Below are 15,295 nucleotides of genomic sequence, written 5' to 3'. Positions count from 1 at the left end.
GTGCCGAGGCACCCCTCACGACCAGCCGGGGACCGCTAGCGGCTGACTTTGATCACTCGGCCGGTGCTCCAGCCGGCGCCGGTGGCATACCGCTCGCAGACGGTGATCGTGGTGGAGTTGATCCGGATCAGGTTCCACGACTGGCCGGTGCCGCGGGTGCGATGGCTGGTCGCGGTGCCGGCGACCACCACGACGGTGCCGTGCTCCGGTCGTACGTCAGGGATGTGGGTGTGTCCGGCGACCAGGAGGTGGACGCCTGCCTCGCGCACCGCCTCCCGCAGCCGGCCCCGGCCGGCCAGACTGCCCGGCGGATGGTGCAGCGCGACCAGCCGGAGGTCCTGCTCCGCGGCGGCGCCGAAGGTGCCGGTGATCCGCGCCGCCTGGCGCCGGGTGATCCGGCCGTCCTTCCACCGCCAGCGCGGCATCGACGACAGCCCCACCGCGGTCAGGCCCGGGACCCGCACGACCGGTTGCAGATCGCTGGTGATCCAGGTCCGGAAGCGACCGTACGGCCACAGCACCCGCAGCGGGCTGATCAGCGGCAGGTCATGGTTGCCGAGAACCACCAGCAGCGGCTGCGGCAACCGGTCGAGCACCGTCCTGGCCTGGCGGAATTCGCGCACCCGGGCGCGCATCGTCACGTCGCCGGTGACCACGGTCAGCACCGGCCGCGCGGCGGTCACGTCGGCGATCAGGGACCGCACCGTGTCCGGATCGTGCGCGCCGAGGTGCAGGTCGGAGACGTGCGCGACGGTCAGCATGACGCCGGCCCGGCCGGAGGTGATCCGGGCCGGGCCGACGCGACGGAGGCGTTCACCGGGGCGGAAGGCCCTCTCCGCTCGGCGTCACCACCGTCCCGGCCTTGCCGGACAGGATCGCCGCCGCGTCGTCGAGCGCGCCGATCGCGGCCACCCCGCCGGTCAGCTCGACGAACCGGCAGACCGCCTCCACCTTGGGACCCATCGAGCCGGACGGGAACCGTTCCCGCCGCAGCTCGGCGGGGGTGGCCCGGGCGATCGGCGACGGCTGCGGGCCGCCGAAGCCGCGCTGGACCGCCGGCACGTCGGTGAGCAGCAGCAGCGCGTCGGCGTCGAGGGACTCGGCGAGCACCGCGGTGGCCAGGTCCTTGTCGACGACGGCTTCGACGCCGCGCAGCTGACCGTCCTGGTCACGGACCACCGGGATCCCGCCGCCGCCGGCGCAGACCACGACCGTGCCCTCGAACAGCAGCGACCGGATGATCCGGGTCTCCACGATCCGCTGTGGCTGCGGCGACGGCACCACCCGCCGCCACTGCGGGCCGTCGGCGGCGACCGTCCAGCCGCGCTCGGCGGCCAGCCGTTTGCCGGTCTGCTCGTCGTAGACCGGCCCGACGAACTTGGCCGGGCTGCCGAAGGCCGGGTCGGCCGCGGAGACCAGGGTCTGGTCCAGGATCGCGGCGACCTGCCGGCCGGGCAGCGCGTTCTGCAACGCCTGCAGCAGCCAGTAGCCGATCATGCCCTGGGTCTGCGCGCCGAGCACGTCGAACGGGTACGGCACCTGCAGCGCCGGGTCGGCCGCCGACTGCAGGGCGAGCATCCCGACCTGCGGCCCGTTGCCGTGCGTGATGACGATCTCGTGATCGCCGGCGAGCGGGGCCAGCGCCTCGACCGCGCGGATCGCGTTGGCGCGCTGCACCGCGGCGTCCGGCCGCTGACCGCGTTCCAGCAGCGCGTTGCCCCCGATCGCGATGACCATGCGCATCGGTCAGGCCCCCAGCGTGGCGACCATGATCGCCTTGATGGTGTGCATCCGGTTCTCGGCCTGGTCGAAGACGATCGAGTACGGCGACTCGAACACGTCGTCGGTGATCTCCAGCGCGTCCAGGCCGGTGTGCTCGAAGATCTCCTCGCCGACCTTGGTCCGCCGGTCGTGGAACGCCGGCAGGCAGTGCATCACCTTCACCGCGGGGTTCCCGGTGGCCTGCACCACGCCCCTGTTGATCTGGTACGGCTTGAGCAACCCGATCCGCTCGTCCCACGCCTGCTTCGGCTCACCCATCGACAGCCACACGTCGGTGTAGAGGAAGTCCGCGTCGCGCACCCCCTCGCCGACGTCCTCGGTGTGGGTGATCCGCGCGCCGGTGGTCTCCGCGATCGCCCGCGCCGCCTTGATCACCTCGTCCGGGTTCCACCGCGACTGCGGTGCGACCATCCGCACGTCCATCCCCATCATCGCGCCGCCCACCAGCAGCGAATTGCCCACGTTGTTGTGCGCGTCGCCGAGGAACGCGAACGTGATCTCGTTGTCGTGCTTGACCGTGTGCTCGCGCATGGTGAGCAGGTCGCAGAGGGTCTGGGTGGGGTGCCACTCGTCGGTGAGGCCGTTCCACACCGGCACGCCGGCGTAGCGGGACAGGGTCTCCACGCCCTCCTGGCCGAAGCCGCGGTACTCGAGGGCGTCGTAGAAGCGGCCGAGCACCCTGGCGGTGTCCGCGATCGATTCCTTGTGGCCGAGCTGGGTGCTGGCCGGGTCCAGGAACGTGACGTGCGCGCCCTGGTCGTGTGCGGCCACCTCGAACGCGCACCGGGTCCGGGTGGAGGTCTTCTCGAAGATCACCGCGATGTTCTTCCCGGTCAGCCGGGGCACCTCGGTACCGGTGTACTTGGCGGCCTTGAGCTGGGCGGCGAGCCGCAGCAGGAAACGCCATTCGTCCGGGGTGAAGTCGAGTTCCTTGAGGAAGCTGCGGTTGCGCAGGTTCACGGACATGGTCGGGCCTTTCGACGAAGGATCAGGCGTCGCGTTCGATCGGGCAGGTCATGCAGCGCGGCCCGCCACGGCCGCGGCCCAGCTCGCCGCCGGCGATGGTGATCACCTCGATGCCGTGCCGGCGCAGGAACGTGTTGGTGGTGACGTTGCGCTCGTAGCCGACGATCACGCCCGGCTCGACCGCCAGGAAGTTGTTGCCGTCGTCCCACTGCTCGCGCTGGGCGGCCCGGACGTCCTCGTTGGTCTCCAGCACCTGGATCTTGTCGATGCCCAGGGTCTCGGCGATCGTGGCGAACAGGTCGTCGTTGCCGACCACCTCCAGCCCGTCCGGGTCGTCGGCGGGCAGCACGGTCCAGGACCGCAGGGCGCCCTGCAGGTACGGGTACATCACGAAGGTGTCCCGGGCGATCATGGTCATCACCGTGTCGAGGTGCATCATGGCGTGCGAGTGCGGCAGCTCGATGGCGATCACCTTGGTCGCCGCGCCGGCCTGGAACAGGTTGCGGGCCAGGTTCTCCACGCCCATCGCGGTGGACCGCTCGCCCAGCCCGATCATCACGGCGCCGTTGCCGAGCACGTGGATGTCGCCGCCCTCCAGGGTGGCCGGCTGGTGCGGCAGGTCGTCGGCGCCGTACCACATGTCGAAGTCGGCGAGGGTGAACATCGGGTGGAACCGGTAGATCGCCGAGCTGTGCACCGACTCGCGGTGCCGGGCCGGCATCGCCATCGGGTTGACGCTGACCCCGCCGTAGATCCAGGCCGAGTTGTCCCGCTGGAACAGGTGGTTGGGCAGCGGGGTGAGCACGAAGTCGTCGGCGCCCATCAGCTCCCAGCGCAGGCTGTTCACGGTGAAGCCGGCCAGCTCCTGTTTGAGCACCCCGCCGATCAGGTAGTCGGCGAGCTTGGCGCTCTCGGCCTGCTCGGCGAGCCGGCGCAGCGGCCCGACCAGGGTGGGACCGACCGTGTCGTCGGTGATGATCCGGTCCAGCACCCAGGTGCGGGCGTGCGGGATGTCCAGCACGTCGGCGAGCAGCTTCGCGAAGTAGTGCACCTCGATCCCGCGCTCGCGCAGCACCTCGGCGAACGCGTCGTGCTCCTCCCGGGCCCGGCGGGCCCAGAGGATGTCGTCGAACAGCAGGTCCTTGACGTTGTCCGGGGTGAGCCGGCTCAGTTCGACGCCGGGGCGGTGCAGGATCACCTGCCGCAGCCGGCCGGTCTCGGAATCCACGTGGAAACTCATGGTGATCTCCCTGGTGATCACTCGTAGGTGGGGACCGGCGGCGGCGCCGTCATCCGGTTGCGGGTGGCGAGGTAGACCGGCACGCCGAGCAGGAACGCGGCGCCGGCCATCAGGAACGGGCCCCAGACGACGTACCAGTCGTCGTGGCCGGTGTTGCGCGAGTACCAGACGAACAGGATCGAGAAGATCAGGCTGAGCAGAGCGATCGTGGAGTCCCGGACGAACTGGGCGCGGTTGCCCATCCGGCGGTCCTGCCGGCGCCACTTGAGCTGGGCCAGGGCGGAGAACGCGTACGGAATGGCCGCGGTGATCCCGGTCATCAGCACCAGGGTGTTGAACACCGTGGCACCGCTGGCGCCCATGTAGCTGACCGTCATGGCCAGGCTGCCGAGCACGGTCGACGACAGGATCCCGGCGGTCGGCACACCGCGGGCGGACAGCTTGCCGAAGATCGCCGGGAACACCCCGTCCTTCGCGGCGGCCAGCGGCATCTCCGCGCAGATCATGGTCCAGCCGTTGAGCGCGCCGAGCCCGGACACGATCACCGCGAGGGCGGTCAGGTCGCCGGCCCAGGTGCCGCCCCCGGCTATCGTGTTCGCCGCCACCGAGTAGGACGCCTGGTCCTCGGCGAGGGTGGTGGTCGGCACGATGCCGAAGACCGCGATCATCGAGAGCAGGTACACCACCGCGGCGCCGATCGTGCCGAGCACGGTCGCCCGGGGCACGTTGCGGGACGGGTCGCGGACCTTGGCGGCGGCCACCGCGGCGCACTCCACGCCGAGGTAGCTGAACAGGCAGATGGCCATCGCGCTGCCGATCGCCTGCCAGTCGTTGTCGCCGCTGACGTTGGCCGGCCGGTAGTTCGCGGTGCTGATGAAGAACAGCCCGACCGTGGACATGATCAGCAGCGGGATGAACTTGACGACGGTGGTCCAGAGCTGGACCGCGCCCATGTTCTTCACGCCGGTCAGGTTGATCAGCGCCGGGATCCAGAGGCCGATCAGGGCGATCACGATGGACCAGCCGGTCACCGAGTCCTTGTTGACGAAGTGCTCGACGTAGAAGACCCAGCCGGTGACGATCGCCGCGTTACCGGCCCACGCGGTGATCCAGTACGACCAGGCGTTGACGAACCCGACGGTGTTGCCGAACGCGGCGCGGGCGTAGGCGTACGGGCCGCCGTCGGCGGGCAGCCGCCGGGAGAGCACCGCGAACATCACGGCGAGCGCGAGCGCACCGAGCGTGGTCAGCCCCATCGCGACGATGCTGATCGGCCCGATCCCGGACAGCGAATACGGCAGGTTGAAGATGCCGACACCGATGATGGTGCCGAGGATCAGGGCGGTCGCCTGGGGCAGTCCGAGGCTCCGGTTCATCGGGCCCTCCGTTCGGTCTGCGGGCAGCCTCGCCCGGGTCCGCCGGGCGGGGCATCCTTCCGCGGGGATGACTCAGGGCGCGGCCGGCGTGAACCGGCCCATCTCGTCGGCGCCCTTCTGGATCACGCCGTAGCTCGACTCCGGCACCGGCTGCCAGGCGCCCTCCAGGTCGCCCAGCGGCTCGGAGACCACCAGCCGGGTCTCCTCGGAGAGCGCGCGGAGCTGCCGGTTCTCCGGGTAGAGCGCCTGCAGCGCGGTGGTCTCGGTGCTGAAGTACAGCGACCGGCTGTGGCCCTCGCTGGAGTACCGGAAGCACCAGATCCGGTCACCGTCGGTGGTGGCCACGGTCATCTGCAGCGGATCGGCGACCCCGTGCGCGCGGCCCACCGACTCGACCAGCCCGGCCATCCGTTCCACCGCGGCCACCGGGCGGTCCCGCAGGCCGTACGTCAGCGCCAGGTGGAACATCACCTCGGAGTCGGTGGAACCGGCCAGCGACGGGTAGAGCCGCGGGTCGACGGCGAGCATCAGGTCCCGTTTGAGCGTGCTGAACTCACGGATCGATCCGTTGTGCACCCACAACCAGTTCTCGTGCCGGAACGGGTGGCAGTTGGTCTGCTGCACCGCGGTGCCGGTGCTGGCCCGGATGTGCGCCAGGAACAGCGGTGACGAGATGGACCCGGCGATCTCGCGCAGGTTCGCGTCGTTCCAGGCCGGCCCGGTCCCGCGGAACAGCGCGGGGGCGGGCGGCCCGTCGACCGGGTACCAGCCCACCCCGAACCCGTCGCCGTTGGTGGTCTCCACGCCGAGCCGGGAGTGCAGGCTCTGGTCGATGAGCGAATATTGCGGCTTGTAGAGCAGCTCCTCCAGGCGGATCGGCGTGCCCGAGTAGGCCAGCCAGCGGCACATGGACGGCTCCTTCCGGTGTCGATGCCGGCCATCGTCACCGGGTTCCGGGCCGGCGGGCTCACCCCGGCGGGATGAGCTTCGCGAGGCATCCGCGCAGGTAGTGATGCACCTCGTCGGCGGAGTTCAACGCGCCCGGCGGCTCCCAGTCGCGGGGGTGGATCAGCACCGGCCGGTCCTGTGCCCCGCCCATCCCGCCGTGGCAGCCGATCAGGTCCTCGAACGCCGCGACCTGCCCGCTGACCGGATCCCAGAGGCTGTTCACCACCAGGTCGCCGGTGTGCGCGAGGCTGTCGTGCCGGCGCAGGTCGGCGGCGGCGTGCGAACCGAAGCCGAGCAGCGGATCCACCCCGTCGACCCGGTCGTCGGCGAGGCGCCGGCGGCCGGCCGGTCCGAGAACGATCGGGCCCCAGCGCCGCGAGCGGACCAGCACCCAGCCGATCCCGGGGTGCCCGGTCAGGCCGGGCAGCAACGCCGGGTGTTCCTGCTCGATCTCCTCGAGGCTGACCCGGCCGGCGCGCCGGGCGAAATAGATCAGGGCGAGATTCCCCGAGGCCGCGACCACGATCTGCGGCCGGTCCGCCGCCGGGTCCGCGTCGTTTTTCACGGTACGGGTGAGCCCGGCCCGCAGCGCCCGGGCCCGCCCGGCCTGCTCGTCCTCCGCGGGGGCGACGACCGCCCCCGCCGTGGTCAGCCCGGCGACCAGGTCCTCCAGCCGGATCCCGTAGCGCTGCGCGAACGTCGCGCCCTGGCTCTGCCCGTGATCGGAGAGCACCACGAACCGGTACGGCCGGGGCGCCGCCTCGGCGATCCCGGCCAGCACGGCCAGCACCGCGTCGATGCCCTCCAGCGCCGCGAGGGCCTCCGGCCGGGCCGGCCCGGCGTGGTGGGCGATCTCGTCGTAGTCGACGAAGTCGCAGTACACCACGGGCGCCCCGCGCATCATCTGCTCGGCGAGCACGGCCAGGTTCAGGTGCCGCAGCAGCACGTTCGTCGCACCCCGCAACAGCACGTACGACCAGGAGCGGCGCATCCGCGGCAGCACCCGGCGCAGCCGCTGCCGGCGGGCCTGGTGCAGCTCCTTGACGATCTCGCCGACGGTCAGCACCAGGGAGCGGGTGAGCCCGAACGGGTCGAGCAGGTAGGCGCTCACGTACCGGGCCGGGCCGGCGGCGGCGCGGCGCGCGGTGCTCATGGTCAGCAGCGAGGTGGGCGCGTCGCCGGAGAACACGTTGCTGACGCTGACCCCGCCGTCGGCGAGCAGCCCGTGCCCGTCCGAGCAGCGGGACTCGACGAGCGCGGCGTCCCGGGGCCGGTTCGTGACGATCATCCGGCCGGACGTCTTCTCGTACCAGCGGAACGCCGGGACCCGGTCGCTGGCGCCGTGCAGCAGCCCGGCCTGACTGGCCGGTGTGGTGGCCGGCAGCTGGGCGTGCCACTCGGCCAGCAGGTGACTGCCCGCGCCGAGCCAGCGGCCCAGCGTCGGCAGGTTACCGGCCTCGATCGCCCACCGGGCCAGCGGCGCGGACAACCCGTCGACCTGGATGATCATCACGCCGGGGGTGGTGGTCCGGGGCACGCTGCGCCGGAATCTCCGGTTGACCCGGAGCAGGTGCTGGGTGACCACACCGTCTTGTCCCGCCGTGACCACCCAGAGCCCCGCGCTCATCACCGCCGCACCCAGCCAGGCCGCGCTGAACGCGCTGGCGAACCCGTCCACGTGCACCCCGGGGGTGAGCTCCAGCGCGGCGTAGACCAGCAACGCCTGGCTGACCAGCCAGCCGGCCACGACACCGGCCCAGCCGGTCGCCGCGAGCAGCTTCACCAGCGCCGGCCGCAGCACCGCGCCGAGCAACCCGACCAGGATCGCCGCCGTCAGCACCGCGAGGCCGTTGTCCGCACTGATCCCGGGGAGCACGGCCACCGTGAACCCGAGCGCCACCGCACCCAGCGCCACCGTGCCCAGTTGCGCCGTGACCCGCATGTCGACAGCCTGCCGCCCGCCGGGCGGGCCGGCCTCACACCGGTGGGATGAACGCGGGGCGGGTGCTCCGGTCGTACCCCCGGCGGTTTCACCCACCCGGGATGGGTCGGCCCGGCGGCGGACCGGCGACAGTGAGCCCGGGGGGTGACCGCGATGCCGGAGCCGGCCTGGATGGAGCGGGTGCCGCACGGGCTGCGGCCGCGCGCGGCGCTGGTGCTCGGCAGCCGGCTCGGCGCGCTGGTGCTGCACGGCCTCGGCGAACTGGTCCGGGTGCAGATCTTCGATCGGGCGATGACCCTCGCAGCGCAGTCCTTCACCTCGATCTTCCCGCTGCTGATCATGCTGGCGGCGCTGCTCGGGCCGGCCCACCGCGCCGAGCTCACCGACCTGCTCCGGCTGCCGGACGCCAGCGAGCGGCTGCTGCAGGCGGCGCTGAGCGGCAGCCGCAGCAGCGCGTTCGGCGTGGTCGGGTGCCTGATCGTGATCCTCTCCGCGACCGGGCTGAGCCGGGCGCTGGTCCGCTCCTACCAGGCGGTGTGGGGCGTGCACCGCAAACCGACCGGGGTGGCGGCGACCGGCCGGCAGGTCGGCGCGGTGGTGGCCCTGGTCGCGCTGCTGCTGTCGGCCCGCCTGCTGGCCTGGCTGGCCTCGCTGCTGCCGGCCCCGCGGGCGTCCGGTGTGCTGGTCGCATTGATCGCGGACTGCGCGCTGGCGATCCTGCTGCCGTGGCTGCTCCTCGGCGGGCAGGCGCCGCGCGGGCCGTTGCTGGCCGGCGGCGTGGTGTTCGCCCTGCTGATGATCGCGGTGCGCGGCGCCGGGGCGATCTACCTGCCCCGGGCGCTGCAGTCCAGCACCGACAAGTACGGCACGATCGGGCTGGCGTTCACCTTCATCGGCTGGCTCTACGTGCTGTCCTTCTGCCTGCTGCTGTCCGCGGTGATCGGCGGCATGATCACCGCGGGCCGGGGTGAGCTCACAGCAGGCCCAGCTGACGGGCCGTGACCACGGCTTCCCGGCGGCGTCCGGCGCCCAGCTTGCGATAGATCGATCGCATGTGCGCCTTCACCGTGTTGACCGAGATCCCGAGGTTCTCGGCGATCTCCGCCGCGGTCAGCACGGTCGGCAGGTACTGCAGCACGTCGATCTCCCGCTCGCTGAGCGGCCCGGCCGACTGCCCGGCGCCGACCACCGGGATCTCCCCGGTGATCTCCGCGAGGACACTGTCGCCGGACGGGCCCCGCGGCTCGGTCAGCCACTGCTGCCGCTCGGCCAGCGCGAGCACCCGGTCCGCGTCGAAGTGCCGGAACGGCCGCCGGATCCGTTCCGGTTCGGCTGCCGAGAGTGCCCGGGTCAGCGCCTCGCCGGCCTGGCCGCCCCGGCCCTGCGCGTCGGCCGCCAGCGCGGTCAGCAGCCAGGCGGAGACCGCGTTGAGCCGGTCCGGGCCGGTCCGCACCACGGCCAGCACCTGGTCCGCCTCGGCCGCCCGCCCGGCCGCCCGGTACGCCTGGGCCAGCCGCACCTGCTCGCCCGGGTACAGGTCGGGCCGCCGGGCGTAGCGGGTGAGCACCGGCACCGGGTCGTCCAGCATCAGGTCGATCTCGCTCTGCGCCAGGTCGACGACGCGTCGCAGCAGCGGAGCGTCGAGCCGTGGCCCGGCCTCGTCGGCCATCCGGCTGAGGACGGCCTGCGCGCTGTGCGGCTCTCCCCGGCCGGCCAGCAGGTAGGTCCGCACCGCGCCGGACAGCAGGGTGACCGCGGCCTCCGGCTGGTCACCGGAGGCGTGCAGGGCCTGGCGCAGGGTCGCCTCGGCCTCGACGTCACCGCCCTGCTGCACCTCGATCACCGCCCGGGCCAGGTACGCCACGGCGGCCGCGGTCCGGCTGTCGGCCTCGATCCGGCGGGCCACGTCCAGGGCCGCGTTCACGTGTTCCTCGGCCGCGCTCAGCGAACCCCGCACGATGCCGAGCCACGCGAGGTGGCCGAGCGCGCTGACCTCGATCAGCGGCGCCCCGGACGCCCGCGCCGTGGTGGCGGCCGCCCACAGGTAACGGTCGGCGTGGTCCAGCCGGTCCGACCAGAGCAGCCCGATGCCCTTGTTGAGCAGCGTGATCGCCCGGTACTGCGGCATGGCCGGCACCTGGTCCCAGCGCAGCCGGGCCAGCGCGGCGAGGATCTCGGTGGTGGCCTGGACCAGCCGGGGCATGTCGCCCTGCCAGCGGGTCACGATGCCGGCCTCGATCGTCCGCACCGCCAGCTCGATCACCGCGCGGTAGCCGTCGCCCAGCTCGGGCAGCAGCGCCCGGACCCGGTCGAGCTGGGACGCCAGGCCGGCCACGTCGCCGAGCGCGTAGGTCAGCAGCGCCGCGCAGACCCCGAGGGGGGCGCTGCGGGTCAGGCGGTCCACCGGGATGCGCCGGAGCAGCGCGACCAACTCGGCCCGGTCCGCCGACGCGAACAGCGGCATCCCGTGGTCCACCACCAGCCGGCCGACCAGCTCCCAGTCGGCGGCCGCCGCGGCGTGGCTGAGCGCGGCGAGCGGGCTGCCCGCCCGGGCGTGCCACTGCGCCGCCAGCAGGTGCAGCCGGAGCGGCACGTCCGGGCGCTCCTCGGCGAGGCGCTGCCGCAGCGCCGCCCGGAACTGCCGGTGGAACCGGAACCAGCCGCCGGCGCCCACCGCCTCGATCATCAGGTGGGACCGTTCCAGCTGTTCCAGCAGCTGCCGGCCGTGCTGCCGGCCGGTGAGCGCCTCGGCGAGGCCGCCGAAGATCCGGTCGGGCAGGCTGACGTACAGCAGGAACTCGCGGAGGTCCGGAGGTAGCCCGTCGAGCACCTCGCGCACCAGGTAGTCGGCGGCCGCCTCGTCCGGGCCGACGCCGGCCGGGGCGTCCAGTGCCAGGCGCAGGCCGGCGCCCCAGCCCTCGGTGGCCCGGACCAGGACCGCCAGCTCGTCGACCGGCATGTCCGGGTGCCGCGCGGTCTGTGCGGCCAGCTCGGCGGCCTCCTCGACGCGGAACGCCAGGTCATGGTCCCGGATCTCGGTCAGGTCGCCGGCCGCGCGCAGCCGGTGCAGCGGCAGCTCCGGCTCGGCCCGGGTGATCAGGACCAGGTGCAGCCGGGCCGGCGGGCGGCGCAGCAGTCCGGCCAGGGCGTCCAGCACCCGCGGGTCGGTGACCTGCTGCAGGTCGTCGAGGACCACGATCAGCGGGCCCGGCGCGACGCCCGGCCCGGAGCCGAGCCGGCGCAGGAAGGCCAGCGCGTCCACGGCGAGGGCCGGGCCACGGTCCGGGGGCCGGTGGCCGTCCCGGATCGCGCCGCCGGTGTGCAGGGCCAGCAGCAGATCCGACCAGAAGACGTGCGGACGGTTGTGCTCCGGCCCGAGGGTGAGCCAGGCGATCGGGCCGGCGTGCCCGCGGGCCCCGGCCCAGGCCGAGGCCAGTGCGGTCTTGCCCCAGCCGGTCCCGGCGCAGATCAGCGTCGCCGGCCGGCGCGTTCCGGCGTCCAGCGCCCGGGTCAGCCGGTCCCGCCAGATCACTCCCTGCGGCAGTCGCGGCCGGCCCGCCCGGTCGGTCGCCGCCGGCGGGCCGTTGCCCATGTGGTCGCGCATGTCGCCCCCTACCCCTGGCAGGCGTGGGCACGGCGGCGATCCGGCGCGAACGGACACCCCCGTGGTACCTGCTCGTCGTCCTGAACCCCCGACAGTGACCATCACGCAGAGTGAAGATGAATCCCCCTTTTCCCCAGCAATTCCCCCGCCCCCGAGCAGATCGCTGACAAAAAGTGATGCACCGGCATGTGTCACCCGGACACCGAATCACAGAAAGTACGCGAGCAGCAACCATCGGTATTCGCAAGTATCGAAGAACGCACGCCGGGCTTTCACCCCTGGCGCACGAGGCGGCACCGCCCGTTCCGCCGTTTCCTGGTGGCATGTCGACCAGCTACGCGAGCGAACGACCGTCCGGCGCCACGTCACCCGCCCCGCCGGTCACCGGCTGGGTGGGCCTGGTGGTGTTCGGCGGCATCATGCTGCTGACCCTGGGCCTGTTCCAGGGCATCGAGGGCGCCGTGGCGCTCTATCACGAGCGGTTCTACCTGGTCACCTCGGACGGCCTGTTGCTGGAGATGGACTACCAGGTCTGGGGCTGGACACACCTGCTGTTCGGCCTGCTCTCGCTGACCGCCGGGGCCGGCGTGCTGCTCGGCCGGCTCTGGGGCCGGATCCTCGGCGTGCTGATCACCTTCCTCGGTGCCCTGCTGCACCTGCTGTTCCTGGCCGCCTCGCCGGTCTGGTGCACCATCCTGATCAGCATGGACATCCTGGTCATCTACGCCCTGACCGCACACGGCGGCGAGGTCCGCCGCCACCGCCCCTAGATCGAGGGCCGGCCCTCGATCAGGGCCGGCCCTCCACCAGGGTCGGATCTAGATCAGCTTGAGCGAGCGGGCCCGGCGGACCGCCTCGTTGCGGCGGGAGGCGGACAGTTTTCGCAGGATGCTGCGGACGTGGGTCTTCACCGTGTTGACCGAGACGAACATCGAGGCGGCGATCTCCTCGGTCGGCAGCATCTCGGCCATCCCGCGCAGCACGTCCAGCTCGCGCTTGCTCAGCGTCTCGACCACCACCGGCTCGGCGACCGCCTGCGCCGGGCCGGCGCTGCCCAGCGCGGCCAGTTTCTCGTCGTCGCGCAGCACCCGCCGCAGCACGCCCCACACCTGGTGCACCGGCCGCCGGACGTTCTCCGGCCCGGCCACCCGCAAGGCCCGGCGCAGCGCCTCCCGGGCGCCGGGCGCGTCGTCCTCGCTCGCCGCCAGCATCGCCAGCAGCAGCCAGGCGTCCAGGGACACCGGGGCGGACACGCCGGACGCGTCGGCGACCGTCCGGGCCACCTCGTGCGCCCGGGCCGGATCGCCGCGGGCCATCCAGATCGCGGCGTCCAGGACGGCCACGTCCGGGGTGCGGGGCACCGGGTATCCGGCGAGCACCTCGGCCGCGGTGTCCACCTGACCGGCGGTGATCAGCAGCCGGGCCCGGGACAGGTCGATCTCCCGGCGCAGCCAGCGGGGCGCGCCGGGGATCGGGGTGAGCGCGTTCAGGGCGCCGCGCAGCTCGCCGCGCACCTGCAGGCGGCGGGACTTGACCACGGCGTGCACGGCGACGGCGAGCGGGTCGTCGCCCAGCCGGGCGGTGCGCAGGTGACGGTCGGCGGACTCGATGTCGTACCGCTCCAGGGCCACCCAGGCGAGCGCCACCTCGGCGGTCACCGGCCAGTGCCCGATGTCCGGGCCGCACTGCGCGGCCAGGTCGAGCGCCTGCCGCGCCGCGCTGTCCGCACGGGTCAGCCGCCCCCGGTACGCCTCCAGCGCCGCGACCGTCCGCAGGCAGTCCACCTTGAGCGACTCGCAGCCGACCGGCGCCACCGCCGCGGCCTCGGTCAGCACCTGCACGGCGGTGTCCACGTCGCCGCACGCGCTGCGCGCCGCACCCTCGGCGGCCAGCAGCAGCGCCCGCAGCTCGGGGTGCCGGGCCAGCTTGCGGGCCGGGACCACGGACAGGAAGGCATCGGCGACCGGCGCCAGCTCCTCGACCTGCTCCGGCTCGGGGCCGCCGGCCAGCAGCAGCAGCCGCATCAGGAAACAGGTGAGGGTGAGCCCCTCGCCGCAGTCGCTGCCCTGGATGGCGAGCAGGTTGCCGGCGTAGCTGAACAGCTCCCGGGCCTCGTCCACCCGGCCGTCGCCGTAGGCCAGCGCCGCGCGCACCACCACCACCTCGGGCAGGTCGAGGTGGTCGGGCAGCCCGGCGAGCAGGGTGCCGAGCCGTCCGGCACTGCCTTCGACGATCAGCCGGCCGACCGCGAAGTCCTCGATCACCATGGACGCGGCGGTGCCCCAGTCGGCCGCGATGACCGCGTGCCCGACCGCGTCGGCGAGCCGGCCGTTGCGGGCCAGCCAGGCGGCGGCCCGCTGGTGCAGCGCCGCCACCCGGTCCGGCTCGGCCCAGGCGAGCTGGGCGCGCAGCAGCTCGGCGAAGAGCCGGTGGTACCGGTACAGGTCGGTGCCGTCACCGAGCGGCTGGATGAACGCGTTCCGCCGGGTCAGCACGGCGAGCAGCCGGGCCGCGTCGGGCCGGCCGGTGACCGCTGCCGCGAGGTCGGCGGAGAACGGGTCCAGCAGGCTGGTCTCCAGCAGGAAGCGCCGGATGTCGGGCGGCTGGGTCCGCAGCACCTCGCCGATGAAGTACTCGGCGATCGTCGACTCGTCGCCGGAGATCGTGGTGACCATCCGGGTGACGTCGGCGCTGCCCTGCATCGCGCAGGCGCAGAGCCGGATGCCGGCCGCCCAGCCCTCGGTGTGTTCCAGCAGCGCGGACAGGTCGGGGGCGGCCAGCGGCACACCGTGCAACTCCATCAGCCGGGCCGTCTCGTCGGCGGTGAACGCCAGGTCCGCGGCGCGCACCTCGCGCATCTGCCCGGCCAGCCGGTAGCGGTAGAGCGGGAGCGGCGGGTCCCACCGGCCGGCCAGCACCACGCGCAGCCCGCGGGACTGCTCGAGCAGGAACTCCAGGCCGCTCGCCCAGTCCCGGCCGGGCAGCTGGGCCGCGCCGTCCAGGACCAGCACCACCGGGGTGCGCTGCCGGTCGATCGCCGCGGCGAGCCGGGCCAGGATCGCCCGGCCGGCCGCGGCGCCGGGCACGGCCGGCACCGGCACCGGCACCCCGGCACGGCGCAACCCCTCCAGCACGTACGACCAGAACGTCGCGGCCGGCTCGTCACCGCTCTCGCAGGTGATCCAGGCGATCGGCCAGTCGACCACCTGGGCACGCACCCAGGAGGCCAGCAGCTGGGTCTTGCCGCTGCCGGCCAGACCGGTGACCAGGGTGACCGGGCCGCGGACCCCGTCGCTCAGCCGGTCGAGCAGTGCCGGCCGGGCCACCATGAACGGTGGAGCGGCCGGCACCGTGAACTTCGAGGCGAGCAGGGAGCCGTCCCCATCGCATCCAGCAGTGCCGGGTGGATCCACGATCACTTCGATGGACACCTTTGT

Annotated in this window: 11 protein-coding genes; 2 read left to right on the top strand and 9 right to left on the bottom strand. The window is 73.1% G+C overall.

Annotated features, from left to right (window positions below; all coding sequences use genetic code 11):
- Positions 1-35: 35 nt before the first annotated feature.
- From Apa02nite_RS35020 to Apa02nite_RS34990, 7 genes are all read right to left on the bottom strand, one after another.
- A complete protein-coding gene (locus Apa02nite_RS35020) occupies positions 36-761 on the bottom strand; it encodes a metallophosphoesterase family protein (protein WP_203828896.1) in 726 nt (241 codons plus the stop codon).
- Between the two features lie 52 nt (positions 762-813).
- Positions 814-1,743, bottom strand: coding sequence for a carbamate kinase (locus Apa02nite_RS35015; RefSeq protein ID WP_203828895.1), 930 nt, complete (start codon positions 1,741-1,743; stop codon positions 814-816).
- Between the two features lie 3 nt (positions 1,744-1,746).
- Positions 1,747-2,748 (bottom strand): ornithine carbamoyltransferase, encoded by a 1,002-nt coding sequence (gene argF / locus Apa02nite_RS35010; RefSeq protein ID WP_203828894.1) that lies wholly within the window; start codon positions 2,746-2,748, stop codon positions 1,747-1,749.
- 22 nt (positions 2,749-2,770) lie between these two features.
- A complete protein-coding gene (locus tag Apa02nite_RS35005) occupies positions 2,771-3,988 on the bottom strand; it encodes an arginine deiminase (RefSeq protein WP_067699261.1) in 1,218 nt (405 codons plus the stop codon).
- 17 nt (positions 3,989-4,005) lie between these two features.
- Positions 4,006-5,364 carry an amino acid permease gene (locus Apa02nite_RS35000; RefSeq protein WP_203828893.1) on the bottom strand — a complete coding sequence of 453 codons (1,359 nt, stop codon included), beginning with the start codon at positions 5,362-5,364 and terminating at the stop codon, positions 4,006-4,008.
- Between the two features lie 72 nt (positions 5,365-5,436).
- Positions 5,437-6,273, bottom strand: a complete 837-nt coding sequence (locus Apa02nite_RS34995; protein ID WP_203828892.1) for a class II glutamine amidotransferase — start codon at positions 6,271-6,273, stop codon at positions 5,437-5,439.
- 58 nt (positions 6,274-6,331) lie between these two features.
- A complete protein-coding gene (locus tag Apa02nite_RS34990) occupies positions 6,332-8,254 on the bottom strand; it encodes a phage holin family protein (protein WP_203828891.1) in 1,923 nt (640 codons plus the stop codon).
- 153 nt (positions 8,255-8,407) lie between these two features.
- Between Apa02nite_RS34990 and Apa02nite_RS34985 the strand changes: the two genes are divergently transcribed.
- A complete protein-coding gene (locus Apa02nite_RS34985; protein ID WP_203828902.1) occupies positions 8,408-9,256 on the top strand; it encodes a YhjD/YihY/BrkB family envelope integrity protein in 849 nt (282 codons plus the stop codon).
- On the opposite strand, the gene Apa02nite_RS34980 is transcribed toward Apa02nite_RS34985, so the two are convergent.
- Positions 9,228-11,858: a winged helix-turn-helix domain-containing protein gene (locus Apa02nite_RS34980; protein WP_203828890.1), complete on the bottom strand. Its 2,631-nt coding sequence runs from the start codon at positions 11,856-11,858 to the stop codon at positions 9,228-9,230. The genes Apa02nite_RS34985 and Apa02nite_RS34980 overlap by 29 nt on opposite strands.
- Before the next feature lie 323 nt (positions 11,859-12,181).
- Here Apa02nite_RS34980 and Apa02nite_RS34975 point away from each other — a divergent pair, with 323 nt between their 5' ends.
- Complete coding sequence (locus tag Apa02nite_RS34975; protein ID WP_203828889.1) at positions 12,182-12,628, top strand: DUF7144 family membrane protein; 447 nt, start codon at positions 12,182-12,184, stop codon at positions 12,626-12,628.
- Positions 12,629-12,676: 48 nt separating this feature from the next.
- Here the strand turns inward: Apa02nite_RS34975 and Apa02nite_RS34970 are convergent, their stop codons facing one another.
- Complete coding sequence (locus Apa02nite_RS34970) at positions 12,677-15,289, bottom strand: winged helix-turn-helix domain-containing protein (RefSeq protein WP_203828888.1); 2,613 nt, start codon at positions 15,287-15,289, stop codon at positions 12,677-12,679.
- Positions 15,290-15,295 lie beyond the last annotated feature (6 nt).

The sequence above is a fragment of the Actinoplanes palleronii genome (assembly GCF_016862315.1).
Taxonomy (GTDB): domain Bacteria; phylum Actinomycetota; class Actinomycetes; order Mycobacteriales; family Micromonosporaceae; genus Actinoplanes; species Actinoplanes palleronii.
The sequence above is the reverse complement of the archived record's forward strand: the minus strand, read 5'-3'. Positions and strand labels throughout refer to the sequence as shown.

Bases quoted from the DNA above. Each gene is read 5' to 3' on its own strand.
- Apa02nite_RS35020 (WP_203828896.1), bottom strand. From the start codon at position 761: ATGCTGACCGTCGCGCACGTCTCCGACCTGCACCTCGGCGCGCACGAT.
- Apa02nite_RS35015 (WP_203828895.1), bottom strand. From the start codon at position 1,743: ATGCGCATGGTCATCGCGATCGGGGGCAACGCGCTGCTGGAACGCGGT.
- argF (WP_203828894.1), bottom strand. From the start codon at position 2,748: ATGTCCGTGAACCTGCGCAACCGCAGCTTCCTCAAGGAACTCGACTTC.
- Apa02nite_RS35005 (WP_067699261.1), bottom strand. From the start codon at position 3,988: ATGAGTTTCCACGTGGATTCCGAGACCGGCCGGCTGCGGCAGGTGATC.
- Apa02nite_RS35000 (WP_203828893.1), bottom strand. From the start codon at position 5,364: ATGAACCGGAGCCTCGGACTGCCCCAGGCGACCGCCCTGATCCTCGGC.
- Apa02nite_RS34995 (WP_203828892.1), bottom strand. From the start codon at position 6,273: ATGTGCCGCTGGCTGGCCTACTCGGGCACGCCGATCCGCCTGGAGGAG.
- Apa02nite_RS34990 (WP_203828891.1), bottom strand. From the start codon at position 8,254: ATGCGGGTCACGGCGCAACTGGGCACGGTGGCGCTGGGTGCGGTGGCG.
- Apa02nite_RS34985 (WP_203828902.1), top strand. From the start codon at position 8,408: ATGCCGGAGCCGGCCTGGATGGAGCGGGTGCCGCACGGGCTGCGGCCG.
- Apa02nite_RS34980 (WP_203828890.1), bottom strand. From the start codon at position 11,858: ATGCGCGACCACATGGGCAACGGCCCGCCGGCGGCGACCGACCGGGCG.
- Apa02nite_RS34975 (WP_203828889.1), top strand. From the start codon at position 12,182: ATGTCGACCAGCTACGCGAGCGAACGACCGTCCGGCGCCACGTCACCC.